Genomic DNA, 13085 nt, shown 5'->3' with positions numbered 1-13085 from the left:
TCGCGGTCGGCCCCCCGACGAGCGGTATCCGCGGCGAACACCGTCGCTATCATGCGCGGATGCTCCGACGCACATACGACGACCAGGTCTGCTCCATCGCGCGCGCCCTCGAGGTCGTCGGCGAGCGCTGGACGCTGTTGATCGTGCGGGACGCGGTGGCCGGTGTCACCCGCTTCGACGGGTTCCTCCAGCGCATGCCGATCGCGCGCAACGTGCTCAGCGACCGCCTCACCGGCCTGGTCGAGCACGGTGTGCTGGAACGCGTGCTCTACCAGGACCGGCCGCCGCGCCACGAGTACCGGCTCACCGCCAAGGGACGTGAGCTGACGCCGGTGCTGCTGTCGCTCATGGAGTGGGGCGACCGCTACATGCCCGAGGCGGACGGACCGCCCGCCGTGACCGAGCACGCGGGCTGCGGCGGCGTCGTCCACACGCGGATGGTCTGCGACCGCTGCGAGCAGGAGGTCGCACCCGGCGTGGTGGTCAAGCGGTCAGACGGCGCTGCCACAGCACCAGGACCGGCGGCACGATGAGCTCGATCGCCAGCAGGACCAGCATCATCGCGTGCGGCTGACCGACCGCCAGCCACGACGCGACCCGCGCCAGACCGCCGACGAACACGGCCGCGCTGACGAAGCGCAGCACCGTCGTGGCCTCCCGGACGCGCGGCACGACGGACAGCAGCGCCACCCCGATCGCCAGCCACATCGCGGCGAAGAACCGGTAGTTGCTGTCCAGCGTCGGCTCCGGCCGCGGGCCGCCCGGCAGCAGCACGGTCGGACCCAGCACGACCTCCAGCAACCCGGTGCCTGCGACGAACAGCCCGAGCACCACCAGCACCGCTTGGAACGCCTTCATCCCGACCCCCGTCGCACCTGGCGCGTGAACCCTCCGCCGGACCTCAGGACACCGTGCGGCGACAGCGGATCCGCGCTTGGACGATCAAGCCCCCGGCGCGACGGTACCACCGGGTAACTTAAAGGGCCGGTCGTGTCGATCAGGTGGCGCGGAGTGACGATCCGGTGCCCGCCCGGCACGCGGCCGCGTCTAGGATTCGGTCCGCCGAGGCGTGGACCGACGGTGTCCGGCTGATGACGGGCGTGCGTTCGGCGTGCGTGACGGTGGGGGTTGGGTGTGACGAGCCGGTTCGGCGCTCTGCTGCGGCGCTGGCGGCAGCGGGCCGGGTTGAGCCAGGACGACCTGGCCGAGCGCGCCGGGCTCGGTGTCCGCACCGTCCGCGGCCTGGAGACCGGACAGCGCGGCAACCCCCAGGTGCGCACGGTGCGGTTGCTGGCCGACGCGTTGAGCCTGGACGGCGCCGAGCGCGCCGAGCTGTTCACCGCCGCCGGCCACGCCGAGCCCGCCGACCCGGACGAGGACGTGCCCGTGCGGGTCGGGCACGGCGGCGGCACGCGCCGGTCGCCCGCGCCGACCCTCGGCGCCGATCCGCTGGTCGAGGCGACGGACGCGCTCGCGTACGCCGTGCACGCCCGGTGGCGACGGGAAGAGGAGCAGCAGCAGGTGCACGACCCCGTGCCGCTGCCCGTCCGCTGGCGACCGGCGCCCGACGCGTTGCGGGACAGCTGGGCGAACATCCGGCTGGCGCAGCCCGGCCAGACCGCGCGCCCCCTGGACCTCTCCGGGCGGATCGACCAGGTGGTGGAGGTCTACCGGCGGATACCGTCGTCCCGGCTGATCGTGCTCGGCCGGGCGGGCGCGGGCAAGACGATCCTCACCACGCGGTTCGTGCTCGACCTGCTGGCCGTCCGCGCGCCGGCCGACCCGGTGCCGGTGATCTTCGGCCTCGGCTCGTGGAACCCGGTCCGCACCGAGCTGCGGGACTGGCTCGCCGAGCAGCTGGTGCGCGACCACCCCGGCCTGGCCGCGCCGGGGCCGAGCGGGTCCACGCTGGCCGCCGCGCTGGTCGACGCCCACCGCGTGCTGCCCGTGCTGGACGGGTTCGACGAGGTGGCGGGCGGCCTGCACCGGGCGGCGCTGGCCGCGTTGAACGCCACCACCCTGCCGCTGCTGCTGACCAGCCGGGTCGACGAGTACCGGGCGGCGGTGCGGGCCACCGGCGTGCTCCGGGCGGCGGGCGCGGTGGAGCTGGTCGACCTCGCCCTCGCCGACGTCGCCGACTACCTGCCGCGCACCACCGGGCAGGCCGGCGACGCCGGCAACGTCTGGCAGCCCGTGCTGGACCACGTGCGGGACCAGCCCGACGGAGCCCTCGCGGCCGTGCTGACCACACCGCTGATGGTGGCGCTGGCCCGCCGGATCTACAGCGACACACCCGGCCACGACCCGGCGGAGCTGGTCGACGCGGACCGGTTCGGCGGCCGTGACGCGATCGAACGGCACCTGCTCGGCGGCTTCGTGCCGGCCGTCTACCAGGAACGGCGCGGCGTCCGGGCCTACGACGTCGAGCACGTCCGGCACTGGCTCGGCCACCTCGCCGACCACCTGACCCGGCTCGGCACGCACGACCTGGCCTGGTGGCAGCTCGGCACCTCGATGAGCCGGCGCGTCAGGGCGCTGGTGGTCGCGCTCGTCGTGTTCGCCGGTGTCTGGCTGGGCGACGTGGTGGTCGAGGGCGCCGTGATCGGGTCGGTGTCCGCCGAGCTGCTGGGCCTGGGCGTGGTGGTCGCGCTGCTCGCCGGTGTGCCGTTCGGGCTGGTGCACGGGCACCTGGCGCGCGTCCAGCCGCTCGAACCGGTCCGGTTCCGACTGCGGCTGCGGGCGGGTGCGGGGGTGAAGTGGCCGCGGGTGCGGCTCCGGGCCCGGATGGGCCTGCTGTTCGGCGCGCTGGTCGGCTGCTCCTACGGCACGGTGATGATCCTGGTGAAGTGGCTGGTCAGGGGCTACCCGGTGACACCGGCGATGGTCCTCGTCGATGCCGGCGTGTTCACCGTGGTCTTCGGGTCCGGCGCGGCGCTCGCCTTCGGGCTGATCGCCGCGGGCGAGTCGCCGCAGGACATCCGTGCCGCGGCGAGCCCGGCCGGCCTGCTCGACGCCAACCGCAGGACCGTGCTGCTGCAGCTCGCGCTGTTCGGGCCCCTGTTTGCGGTGTTCTTCTCGGCCACGAGCTGGCTCATCGCGACGGCGTTGATGTCGCTGCCGGGCGGCGGGCCGTTCGAGATCGTGATCAGCTGGCCCGGCTTGGCGGGTCTCCTGTTCGGTCTCGTCGGCGGGTTCGGTGGCGGGCTCGGCTACTTGATCAGCATGACGGCGTGGGGCCAGTGGGTCGTGTTCGCCCGCATCTGGCTGCCGCTGACCGGTCGAGTGCCCTGGGCCGTGCGCGCGTTCCTCGACGACGCCTATCGGCGGGGTGTGCTGCGCCGTGCGGGCGCGGTCTACCAGTTCCGCCACGCCCGTCTCCAAGATCACCTGGCCGAGGTCTACCGCGACCGTTCTTGACCTTGAACGGTCTGTTTTCCCAGCTCACAGGTACCGGCCATAGATGGCCGCTCCACGGCCTGTCGATGGCCGCCCCCGTGTCGCCAGCATGGGCGTCGTCGGCGGGACCGACTGTGGGAGGGGGACGAGCGGATGTCCGAAGAGGAACCGACGCCGACGACGGGCGCGGTGAACTGGGAGGCGTACAGCCACGAGGAGCTGTACCGGATGCTGTGGCAGGACGCGGACGTCGGGGACGTCAGCGTGGTCGCCACCGAGTGGGCGCAGCACCGCGTCGCGTTGGACACGCACGCCCAGGTGTTGCGGGAGCAGCGGGTCGCGCTGCTCGACGGCTGGCACGGCCCGGCGGCGGAGGAAGCGGCCGACCGGCTGGCCGCGCTGGCCGCCCGGGTGGAGAAGATCAGCGAGCTGGCGCACGCGGGGCAGCGCGCGGCGCAGGAGGCCGCCGACGCGCTGGCCAGGGCGAGGGCCATGATGCCGCCACCACCGGCCGCGCCCGCCGACCCGTCGGCCGGTGACCAGCCGGCCTCCGATCAGGGGACCACCACGCGGTCCGCGTTCGCCACGGCGTTCCCGGGCTTCGCGCCGCCGACGATGCCGACCGCACCGCCGCTGCCCGCCGTGCCGCCGCTGCCGCCCGCACCGGCGCCGCCGGCCTTCCCGACGGCGCCGGCCGCGTTGACGTTCCCGACCGGGCCCGCCGGGTCGACGTTCCCGACCATGTCGTTCCCGCCGCCGCCACCCGTACCGACCTTCACCTCGTCGATACCGACCTTCACCTCGTCGGTGCCGAACTTCGCCACGATGTTCGCCCCGACCGGGACCACCACAGCCTCCAGCACGGGCACCGCGTTCGGCGCGGTGGGCGGGGCCGGGTTCAGCTTCTACTTCGGCGCGTCCACTCTGGACCAGCAGAAGGCCGACGCGGTGCGCGCCATGCAGGCCTACGAGTCGAGCCTCGTCGGCGGCAGCAAGCTGATCGACGGGGCACGGGGCGCGATCCCGCCCGCCTCCCAGCTGACCAGCGCGAGCGGACCGGCGGCCGGTGGGGTGCCGCCCGGCCCGACGACAGGCGCGCGTGGCGCGGGTGTGCCGTGGACCCGTCTCCTCGGAGGCGGCGGCTCGGGGGTGGCGATCGGGGCGGGCACGGGTTCGGCCCTCGGTTCCGCGCCGTCCGCCGGTCACGGCGTGCCGCTCGGTCCCGGTGCGCGGGTCGGTGTGCTGCCCGGCGCGGCCGGTGCGCTCGGCGTGCCGGTCGGACCGCTCGCCGGCGACACCGCCGCCCGCAACACGACGCAGGCCGCCATGGCGCCGCCGGTCGGTGGCCGCCCGAACGGCGGCGACGACGAGCCGCACGAGAACCGGATGCCGACCATCGACCACGGGCTGTTCACCGTGGACACGCCGGTGAGCCCGGCGGTCATCGGCCAGACGACGGGAGCACAGCCGTGAACGCGGGCCAGGGGTACCACGTCGAGCTCGACCTCATCGAGGACCGGATCGCCACGCTGACCAGGTTGGGCGACCTGACCGGCGACCTGGTGACGGCCGTGAGCCGGCTCGCCGAACGCCAGCCGATGCTCGGCACCGCGCCGCCGGCGGTGGAGCTGGCGTCACGGCTGCGCGCGGCGGCGGGGGAGTCCGGGCTGGCCGGCGAGGTGAGCGCGGCGCAGCGCGAGGTGGTGGCGTTCCGGCAGCTGCTGGCCGACGCGAAGGCCGCCTACACCGAGGTGGACGACGACGCCGGGTCGGCCGTGTGCGCGGCGGGCGAGCGGTCGGACGGGGCCGCGAGGTGACCGCCGCGATCGAGCACGACGCCGTCTTCGAGCCCGTCGAACTGGACCTCCTCGCCACCCACGCCGGCGTCGCCTTCCCGTTCCCGCTGCGGGTGCCGTCGGTCGGCCGGTTCGCCCACGAGCGCGACGAGCTGCTGGCCGCCGCCGGGCGCGCGTTGTGCGACCGCGGCCTCGCCACCGCGACCGGACCGGTCGGCGTCGCCGAGGAGCTGGTCACCGCGCTGCGGGAGTACCGGGGCGCGGTCGACCTGGTGGTCGTCGGCACGGACGAGGTCACCGGCGCGGTGGCCATGGTCTACCGGGACCGGGCGGTGGTGTGCCGCCAGACGCCCCTCGACGAGCGGGGGAGCGCGGTCCGCGTGACGGCGGTGCCCGCCACCGGGCTGGCCGACGAGCTCGCCGGTCTGATCCCCGAGGTGCGGGCGGCCTCGACCATGCCGATCACGTTGCCGCCGGGCGTCGTCGAGGACGCGTTGCGGATGTTCGGCGACCCCGAGGGCGACCCGGTCGCCCGGAGGCACGTGCGCGAGCTGGTCCGCGCCCGCGGCGGCGACGAGGCCGTGGTCGACCGGCTGGTCGCCCTGTTCCCGGCGGTGGCGGGCCGGGGACAGCTCGGCGTCGTCCGCCGGACCGGCGACGCCGTCACCCGGCCGCACGAGGTGTCGTGGCTGGACGGCGTGCGCGGTCGGCTGCGGGTCGATCGCGGCGACGCCGGCTGGGTGAGCGTCAACCCGCTGCGGCACGGCGAACTCGTCCGCCTGCTCGGCGAGACCGCGTCGGTCGCCCGCGCCTAGTGGCCGGGCCGACCAGCAGGACCACCAGTAACCGAGGGAAGGGGAGGACCATGGATCCGACGCAGTGGCTGGCGGACTACCGCGAGCGCCTCGAACGCGCGGCGCACGGCGCCCGTGCGGCGAGCGCGAGCCTGCGCGAGGTGGGCGCGACCGCGACCTCGCCGCGGGGCGAGGTCAGCGTGACCGTGAACGCCGGAGGGGTGCTCGACGACGTCACGGTGACGCCCGCGGCACGCAGGCTGGAGGCGGACGCCCTGTCCGTGCTCATCGTCGCCACCGCGCGCGAGGCGCAGCGGCTGGCCGGCGCGCGGATGGCGGAGGTGATGTCCGGCTACCTCGGCGAGGGCGAGGCGCTGGAGCGGATCACCGAGCACCTGCCCGCGGAGGTCGTGCGATGAGCCAGGGCGACTTCACCGTCGACCCCGAGCAGCTGCGCGGGCACGCGGGCAGGCTCGCGGGCTACGCCGACCGGCTCGCCGCGTCGGGCACCCGGTTGCCCGACGCGCTGGGGGAGCAGTCGCTCGGCTCGTTCGCCGGGTTCCTCACCGCTGGGCTCGGCGGCGCGATGGCCACCACGCTGGACGCGTTCGGCCACGTCGCGTCCGCCGTGGACCAGGTCAGCGGCGGCCTGCGGCAGGTGGCCGAAGGCTACCAGCGCACCGACGACGACAGCTCCGCCGTGCTGACCGGCATCGGGACGGAGGTCGGCCAGTGGTGACCGCACTGCCCCGCACCGAGGCCGAGGCGCCGTCGCCGGACGCCGGCCGGATCGCCGCGCTGCTGGCCGAGCTCCGGTCCGTCAGCGCCGCCGTCGACAGCAAGGAGTGGGTGTCGGGCGGGCTCGCCGGCGACCCGGACGCGCCGATCGGCACGATGAACTCCACCGAACGTCCGCTGTCCGCCCTGGACGGCGCGGGCGTCGGGTTCCTCACCCCGATGATCTCGTTCCTGGAGGAGCCGCTCGACCAGCTGCGCGGCGACCCGGACGCCGTCTCCGCCGGGGCGGGGGAGTTCGGCTCGGCCGGCCAGGACGCGACGTCCGTGGCCGAGGAGTACCGCTCGTCCGCGCGACAGGAGACCAGCGAGTGGTCCGGCCAGGCCGGGACGGATTACCTGAAGGCGGGCACGGAGCTGGCCGACGGCATCCTCTCGATCGGGGAGACCGCGCTGACCTCGGGCAAGGCGATGATCGCGGCCGGCGAGGTGGTGGCCAAGGTCGTCGCGGCCGTGACCCAGCTGATCACCGAGGCGATCGCCAAGATCACGCCGATCATCACCCAGGCGCTCGCCGCGGCGCCGGCCACGTTCGGGGGCAGCCTCGCGGCGGCGATCCCGCAGTGCGTGCAGATCGCCGTCGAGTACGGCGGGAAGATCGCGGGCAAGCTGGCCGAGCTGCTGGCCAGCGGCGAGAACCTGATCAAGCTGGTCGAGGGCGCGCTCGGGGTGCTCAAGGTCGTGAAGGAGGTCGTGTCGTTCATCGGCGAGCAGAGCCAGGCGGGCGCGTCTCCCGGCGCGAAGCCGAGCGGCGGGTCGGACAAGACCGCCGTGCCCGACGACGAGGAACCCGCCCTGACCACGTCGGCCACGTCGACCACGGAGGAGCTCGCATGACCGGCAAGCCCCGTCGCCTGCTCACCGGCGTCGCCGGCGGTGTCGTCCTCGCCGTCACGGCCGCGATCACCACGCCCGCGACCGCCGTCGCCGCGCAGGACGACCACGCCGCGACCCAGGCCGTGCTCGACCGCTACCAGGCGCAGGCCGGACCCGGCGTGGCCGTTCACGCCGGTGACGACACGCAGGCGTGGACGTTGAGCAGCGGCACCGCCAAGATCGGCCAGAACCGCCCGATCACGTCCACCGAGCACTTCCGGATCGGCAGCCAGACCAAGACGTTCACGGCGGCGGTGGTGCTGCAGCTGGTGGAGGAGGGCCGCGTCGCGCTGGACGCGCCGATCGGGCACTACCTGCCCGGCGTGGTCACCGGGAACTACGACGGCGACGTCATCACGGTCCGCCAGCTCCTGCAGCACACCAGCGGCATGGTCCGGGACGTCCGCGACGCCGCCGCCAACCCGGACGGCGGCTACGCGTTGGCCGAACTGGTCCGCTCCGCCATGGACGAACCCGCCCAGTTCGCGCCCGGCGCCGGCTTCGGGTACTCCAACGTCGGCTTCCTCGTGCTCGGCCTGCTGATCGAACGCGTCACCGGCCGGTCGGCCCGCGACGCGATCACCGAACGGGTCATCACGCCGCTCGGGCTGACGAGCACGTCGTTCCCCGCGCCGGGGACGCGGGCGCTGGCCGACCCGTACCTGCCCGGCTACGTCGGCGGCCGGGTCGGCCCGTTCTTCTTCTGGGCCGAGGGCACCACGAACACCGAGCTGACCCTCTGGAGCACCGCCGGCGCGATGGCGTCCACGTTGGACGACCTGGCCGAGTTCTACGGCGCGCTCCTCGACGGGAAGGTCGTCTCGGCGGCATCGCTCGCCGAGATGCGCCGGACCATCGCGCCCGACCACTCGTACGGGCTCGCGCTGCTCAGGGTGGACCTCACGTGCGGCGGCGAGGCGTGGGGCCACAACGGCGCGCTGTCCAACGGCCACTACTCGATCACCCTGACCACCGACGACGGCCGGTTCGCGTCGCTGGTCACCAACGGGAACGTGGTCAGCTCCCGGCCGGTCTCGGTCGAGGTGCTGGACTCGGCGTTGTGCGAGGGGGCGGCGTGATCCGGCGACTGACCGCGCTCGCCGCGGCCGGTGCGCTCGGCCTGTCCGGCGCGAGTGCCACCGCGTCGGCGGCGGGCGGGCCTCCGGTGTTCGTCGACGGGCACGGGCTGACCGTGGTGAGCCAGCCGGCGTGGGTGGACGGCAACGAGCGGACGTTCGTGTTCACCGTGCGCACCGCCCAGGTGCCGGCGTACTCGGTGATGGAGGGGCAGGTCTCCGGCGAGCACGCGATCATGGTGACGCTGCCGGAGGGCTACGACCAGGCCGCCGCCACCCGCTACCCCGTGCAGTACCACCTGCACGGCCACCCGGACCGCCCGAACACCGTGGCGAACCAGCGGATGTTCGAGGAGACCTCGGTCGGCGTCCCGCTGATCACGGTGGCGCCCAACGGTTCCGGGCGGGGTTGGTACACGAACTGGCTCTACCCGCCCGCCGCGCTCGGCCCGCAGAACTGGGAAACCTTCCACCTCGACCAGGTGATCCCGTTCGTGGACGCCAACCTGCGGACCATCGCGCGTCGTGACGGGCGGGCGATCTCGGGTCACTCGATGGGCGGGTTCGGCGCGTTCCACTACGCCGAGCACCGGCCGGACCTGTTCGGCTACGTCGGCTCCTTCTCCGGCGGGCTCGACCTGTTGAGCCAGGAGCAGCGCGCGGCCGTCCTGGCGTCCACCCAACTGCCGGGCAGCGGCACACCGACCGTTCCGGTGGAGTCCATCTTCGGTCCGCCGATCTGGCCGCTGGACGGCGGGTGGAACCGGGAGAGCCCGGCGCAGCACGTGGGTTCGCTGCGGGGGATGGGCGTCGCGATGTACACGGGCAACGGCGGGGACCTCACCGTGAACCCGGTGCAAGCCGTGATCGAGAACCGGGCTTGGGCGACCAACATCGTGACCCGGGATCATCTCGTCGCGGCCGGCATCCCGCACACGTTCGTCGACTACGGCGACGGCAGCGGGTGGGCGGAGGGCTGCACGGGCAAGCACGCCCAACTGCCGTGCCTGCTGGCCGACATGGACCACTTCGTGGACCTGCTGATGGGCAGCCTCACCCACCCGTAGCCGAACCACCGCGTCGTCACCGGACCACCGCCGAGGTCCGGTGACGACGCCGCAACACGTGGGACCAACTCTTCATCCCCACCCTGACCTGCACCTTTCCTGATCACGGGCTCCACGATCGGGTGATCTTGCCGCCGACGATCAAAAAAGACGCCGTTACCATTGCCCTGAAACGTCGGTTGAAACAAAGAGGTCCGCGAGCAACCACCGGCCTACCCACCCACCGCCCCGACCGCCACCCCGACCACCGCCGCGATGATCGCGACCGTCGGCCGTTTCCCCGGTCCCGGCGGGGGTACCCGGGCGTCATGGGTATCGACGACAAGTTCGACGCCAAGGCCGACGAAGTCAAGGGCAAGGCGAAGGAAGCGGCCGGTCGTGCGACCGACGATCCCGACCTGGAGGCCGAGGGCCGGGGTGAGCAGGTCAAGGGCAACCTCAAGCAGGCGGCCGAGAAGGTCAAGGACGCGTTCAAGGACTGAGCGTTCAGGGGCCGAGCGGTCAAACGCTGGCTCGCGTCCAGCGCGGCGGGTGTCCGGGTAGCAACCCGGGCACCCGCCGCGCCGCGTTTCGCGGCGAGCTCAGGGCGTCACGCCGTGCAGGCGGCTCCGCCCAGCGTCACGCCGGTCGGCGCCCCAGCGGTGCCGTTCGCGGTGAACCCGAGCGACACCGAAGCACCCGCACCCAACGACGGCGCGTACGACGGCGCGGTCACGGTGACGGTCGACCCGGTCTGGCTGAACGTCCCGTTCCACCCGCTGCCGATGGTCGCACCGGTCGGCAGCGTGAACACCACCTTCCACGGGTTCACCGCGCTCGTCGCGCTGTTCGTCACCGTCAACGAACCCTGGAAGCCGCCCTGCCACGCGTTGTCCTGCCGCCACGCGACCTTGCACGCCCCCGAGCCGTTGCCCCCGGACGTAGTAGTAGTGGTAGTGGTCGTGGTCGTCGTAGTGGTCCCACCGGTCGGCGGGATCAGGTACGGCTGCAGGATGGACTGCTTGGCCTGGTTCACCGTGGTCCAGTCGTCACCCACGATCCCGCCCGTGTCCCCGGAATTCGGGTTCCACGACCAGTACGTGAACGAGATGCCGTCGACACCCTTGCCGGTGTAGGCCATCAGGTTCTCCAGCCACACCTTGTCCTTCGGGTTGGCCAGCGTCGACCCGAACTCGCCCATCATCAACGGCGCGGTGTTGCTCTTGTGGAGGTAGCCCCAGTACTTGTCCCAGATGGCGGGCATGTTCGCCGGGAAGTCCGGCGCGTTGAACCACTTCTGCTCGAACACCGAGGTCGCGTACTCGTGCGGCGAGTAGACCAGCCGGTTCGGCACGTCCAAGCGCACCGGGAACTCGCCCGCCTTGGACAGGTTGCCACCCCACCAGCCGCAGTCCTCGTCGTTGGACGGGTCGTTGTCCCACGTGTCGGACAGCCCGCCGCTCGGGCAGCTCACACCCTCGACGAAGATCAGCCAGTTCGGCTGCACGGACAGGATCGCGTTGCCCGCCCGCTCGGCCGCCAGCCGCCAGTCGCGCGCCACCACGCCGCAGCCCCAGCACGCGCCGGTGGCGTTGGGGTTGGTCCCCTCGGCGTGCGGCTCGTTGTGCAGGTCGGCGCCGATCACGGTGGTGTTGCCCGCGTACCGCTGCGCGAGCATCTTCCAGTCGTCGATCCAGGTGCTCTCCGGCACGGTCGCGGTGTACCAGAGCGCGGACTGCCCGGCGCTGGTCGGGCGGTGCCGGTCGAGGATGATGCGCATCCCCTTCTGGCCCGCGTACTCGATGACCTTGTCCAGGATCTGCAACGGCGACAGCCCGACCAGGTCGGGGTTGGTGAAGTCGTTGACGCCCGACGCCGTCGCGCCCGGCTTGAGCGCGTCGTTGGAGAAGGGCACGCGCAGCGTGTTGTAGCCGAGCGAGGCCATCTGGTCGAGCTGCTGCTTCCACGTGCGGTTGGACCACAGCCCGTGGAAGGTCTTGTTGTCGGTCTCCATGCCGAACCAGTTGATGCCGGTCAGCCGGACCGTCGCGCCGGTGCTGTCCACGATCTTGCTGCCCGCGGTGTGCAGGTAACCACCGGCCGGGGCCGCCGTGACCTGTCCCGCCGTCGCCACCGCGACGACCCCGCTGACGGCTACCGCAGCCGCCAGCAGAGCGCCGAAGATGGATCTCCGTTGCCGCATACCGCTCTCCTTTGAGGATGTTCGCAACGCGTTCTGGGAGCGCTCCCAGAGGGAGGGTAGTGACGGCGGTCATGCTCCACAAGCAGCAGAATTCCAGGTGATCAGCGCACGCCGCGCGGGCGGAACTGGATGCTGACGCGCGGTCCGACCGCTTTGCCCGCTTTGGGCACGGCGTGCTCCCACGTCCGCTGGCACGACCCGCCCATGACGATCAGGTCGCCGTGGCCGAGCGCGTACCGGAGGGTCGCCCCGCCGCCGCGCGGACGCAACGCCAGCGCGCGCGGCGCCCCGACGGACACGATCGCCACCATCGTGTCCTCGGTCGAACCTCGCCCGATCGTGTCACCGTGCCACGCCACGGAGTCGCGGCCGTCGCGGTAGTAGCACAGGCCCGCCGTGCGGAACGGCTCGCCGAGCTCCTCGGCGTACCAGGCGCTCAACCCGTCCCGCGCCGCGGTCAGCACGGGATCGGGGAGCGGCGCGTCCTCGCCGTAGAAGCAGAGCAGGCGCGGCACGTCCACCACGCGCTCGTACATCTGCCTGCGCTCGGCCCGCCAGGGCACCTCGGCGACCAGGCGTCGGAACAACGCGTCCGCGCCGGTCAGCCAGCCGGGCAGCACGTCGACCCACGCGCCGTCGCCCAGCTCGGTCCGCCGCACACCGGTCAGCGGGCGCAGCGCCGGGGCCTCGGCGCCGTCGTCGAACAGCGACACCTGCATGAGGTCAGCATAACCCGAGGGTCGAACACCCGTTCGACCCCAACAAGCTCTATAGCTTCAGTGCTGACTAAAAAGATCAGGCATCCGGCTCGGGCTTGCGACGACGGCCACCGGTGCGGACCTGCTTGGACGGCTCGTCGGCTGACTCGGTTTGCGGCTTCCCGGCGACGGCCGCATCGGCGGTGCCCGGGTGGTCGGCGAGCAGGATGGCGGCCAGCTCGTCGTAGATAGGTGTGCTGCTCATGGAAGATCCTCTACCCCGTTTGGACGGAAGTTACACGCGTGTTCGGAGAGGGGTACGGCCAGGGTTGCGAAAACGATCGACGTCGGTCGGATAGGTCCGATTTGTCCGGGTTCTCGGTGCCTCGGGTGACCTGTCGCACA

15 protein-coding genes are annotated in these 13085 nt (G+C 72.8%); 11 read left to right on the top strand and 4 right to left on the bottom strand.

Annotated features, from left to right (window positions below; translation table 11 throughout):
- Window positions 1–59: 59 nt before the first annotated feature.
- On the top strand, window positions 60–533 hold the full coding sequence (locus AB0I91_RS25235; protein WP_498780209.1) for a winged helix-turn-helix transcriptional regulator: 474 nt from the start codon (window positions 60–62) through the stop codon (window positions 531–533).
- Here AB0I91_RS25235 and AB0I91_RS25230 read toward each other — a convergent pair.
- The gene (locus AB0I91_RS25230; protein ID WP_499639133.1) at window positions 484–858 is read right to left on the bottom strand and encodes a DUF4345 domain-containing protein; all 375 of its coding nucleotides are present in this window, start codon (window positions 856–858) and stop codon (window positions 484–486) included. The genes AB0I91_RS25235 and AB0I91_RS25230 overlap by 50 nt on opposite strands.
- A gap of 276 nt (window positions 859–1134) precedes the next feature.
- Between AB0I91_RS25230 and AB0I91_RS25225 the strand changes: the two genes are divergently transcribed.
- The 10 genes from AB0I91_RS25225 (at window position 1135) to AB0I91_RS25180 (ending at window position 10282) form a co-directional block, all read left to right on the top strand.
- Window positions 1135–3417: an XRE family transcriptional regulator gene (locus tag AB0I91_RS25225; protein WP_499639131.1), complete on the top strand. Its 2283-nt coding sequence runs from the start codon at window positions 1135–1137 to the stop codon at window positions 3415–3417.
- A 132-nt stretch (window positions 3418–3549) separates the two neighbouring features.
- Complete coding sequence (locus AB0I91_RS25220) at window positions 3550–4869, top strand: hypothetical protein (protein WP_499639129.1); 1320 nt, start codon at window positions 3550–3552, stop codon at window positions 4867–4869.
- Window positions 4866–5213 carry a hypothetical protein gene (locus AB0I91_RS25215; protein ID WP_499639127.1) on the top strand — a complete coding sequence of 116 codons (348 nt, stop codon included), beginning with the start codon at window positions 4866–4868 and terminating at the stop codon, window positions 5211–5213. The genes AB0I91_RS25220 and AB0I91_RS25215 overlap by 4 nt, the downstream gene beginning before the upstream one ends.
- The gene (locus AB0I91_RS25210; RefSeq protein ID WP_498780201.1) at window positions 5210–6007 is read left to right on the top strand and encodes an ESX secretion-associated protein EspG; all 798 of its coding nucleotides are present in this window, start codon (window positions 5210–5212) and stop codon (window positions 6005–6007) included. Before AB0I91_RS25215 ends, AB0I91_RS25210 begins: the two co-directional genes overlap by 4 nt.
- Before the next feature lie 50 nt (window positions 6008–6057).
- Entirely contained in the window at window positions 6058–6405 is a 348-nt protein-coding gene (locus AB0I91_RS25205; RefSeq protein ID WP_498780200.1) for a YbaB/EbfC family nucleoid-associated protein, read from the top strand.
- Window positions 6402–6725 (top strand): WXG100 family type VII secretion target, encoded by a 324-nt coding sequence (locus AB0I91_RS25200; RefSeq protein WP_499639125.1) that lies wholly within the window; start codon window positions 6402–6404, stop codon window positions 6723–6725. Before AB0I91_RS25205 ends, AB0I91_RS25200 begins: the two co-directional genes overlap by 4 nt.
- Window positions 6722–7618 (top strand): WXG100 family type VII secretion target, encoded by an 897-nt coding sequence (locus AB0I91_RS25195; RefSeq protein ID WP_499617740.1) that lies wholly within the window; start codon window positions 6722–6724, stop codon window positions 7616–7618. Before AB0I91_RS25200 ends, AB0I91_RS25195 begins: the two co-directional genes overlap by 4 nt.
- Window positions 7615–8736: a serine hydrolase domain-containing protein gene (locus tag AB0I91_RS25190; RefSeq protein ID WP_499639123.1), complete on the top strand. Its 1122-nt coding sequence runs from the start codon at window positions 7615–7617 to the stop codon at window positions 8734–8736. The genes AB0I91_RS25195 and AB0I91_RS25190 overlap by 4 nt, the downstream gene beginning before the upstream one ends.
- Window positions 8733–9800 carry an alpha/beta hydrolase gene (locus tag AB0I91_RS25185; RefSeq protein WP_499639121.1) on the top strand — a complete coding sequence of 356 codons (1068 nt, stop codon included), beginning with the start codon at window positions 8733–8735 and terminating at the stop codon, window positions 9798–9800. The genes AB0I91_RS25190 and AB0I91_RS25185 overlap by 4 nt, the downstream gene beginning before the upstream one ends.
- Before the next feature lie 308 nt (window positions 9801–10108).
- Window positions 10109–10282 carry a CsbD family protein gene (locus tag AB0I91_RS25180; RefSeq protein ID WP_498780192.1) on the top strand — a complete coding sequence of 58 codons (174 nt, stop codon included), beginning with the start codon at window positions 10109–10111 and terminating at the stop codon, window positions 10280–10282.
- 107 nt (window positions 10283–10389) lie between these two features.
- Here AB0I91_RS25180 and AB0I91_RS25175 read toward each other — a convergent pair whose 3' ends face one another.
- The 3 genes from AB0I91_RS25175 to AB0I91_RS25165 form a co-directional block, all read right to left on the bottom strand.
- The gene (locus tag AB0I91_RS25175) at window positions 10390–11982 is read right to left on the bottom strand and encodes a cellulase family glycosylhydrolase (RefSeq protein WP_498780190.1); all 1593 of its coding nucleotides are present in this window, start codon (window positions 11980–11982) and stop codon (window positions 10390–10392) included.
- A gap of 101 nt (window positions 11983–12083) precedes the next feature.
- Window positions 12084–12701 (bottom strand): alpha-ketoglutarate-dependent dioxygenase AlkB, encoded by a 618-nt coding sequence (locus tag AB0I91_RS25170; RefSeq protein WP_498780188.1) that lies wholly within the window; start codon window positions 12699–12701, stop codon window positions 12084–12086.
- Window positions 12702–12777: 76 nt separating this feature from the next.
- On the bottom strand, window positions 12778–12945 hold the full coding sequence (locus tag AB0I91_RS25165; protein WP_498780186.1) for a hypothetical protein: 168 nt from the start codon (window positions 12943–12945) through the stop codon (window positions 12778–12780).
- Between the last annotated feature and the right edge of the window lie 140 nt (window positions 12946–13085).

Source organism: Actinosynnema sp. NPDC049800 (assembly GCF_040656635.1).
GTDB lineage: Bacteria > Actinomycetota > Actinomycetes > Mycobacteriales > Pseudonocardiaceae > Actinosynnema.
This window is presented reverse-complemented; position numbering and strand designations above follow the sequence as displayed.

Excerpts from the sequence above, each read along its gene's own strand:
- AB0I91_RS25200 (WP_499639125.1), top strand. The coding sequence starts at position 6,402 with ATGAGCCAGGGCGACTTCACCGTCGACCCCGAGCAGCTGCGCGGGCAC.
- AB0I91_RS25180 (WP_498780192.1), top strand. The coding sequence starts at position 10,109 with ATGGGTATCGACGACAAGTTCGACGCCAAGGCCGACGAAGTCAAGGGC.
- AB0I91_RS25170 (WP_498780188.1), bottom strand. The coding sequence starts at position 12,701 with ATGCAGGTGTCGCTGTTCGACGACGGCGCCGAGGCCCCGGCGCTGCGC.
- AB0I91_RS25165 (WP_498780186.1), bottom strand. The coding sequence starts at position 12,945 with ATGAGCAGCACACCTATCTACGACGAGCTGGCCGCCATCCTGCTCGCC.
- AB0I91_RS25205 (WP_498780200.1), top strand. The coding sequence starts at position 6,058 with ATGGATCCGACGCAGTGGCTGGCGGACTACCGCGAGCGCCTCGAACGC.
- AB0I91_RS25175 (WP_498780190.1), bottom strand. The coding sequence starts at position 11,982 with ATGCGGCAACGGAGATCCATCTTCGGCGCTCTGCTGGCGGCTGCGGTA.
- AB0I91_RS25190 (WP_499639123.1), top strand. The coding sequence starts at position 7,615 with ATGACCGGCAAGCCCCGTCGCCTGCTCACCGGCGTCGCCGGCGGTGTC.
- AB0I91_RS25220 (WP_499639129.1), top strand. The coding sequence starts at position 3,550 with ATGTCCGAAGAGGAACCGACGCCGACGACGGGCGCGGTGAACTGGGAG.
- AB0I91_RS25235 (WP_498780209.1), top strand. The coding sequence starts at position 60 with ATGCTCCGACGCACATACGACGACCAGGTCTGCTCCATCGCGCGCGCC.
- AB0I91_RS25230 (WP_499639133.1), bottom strand. The coding sequence starts at position 858 with ATGAAGGCGTTCCAAGCGGTGCTGGTGGTGCTCGGGCTGTTCGTCGCA.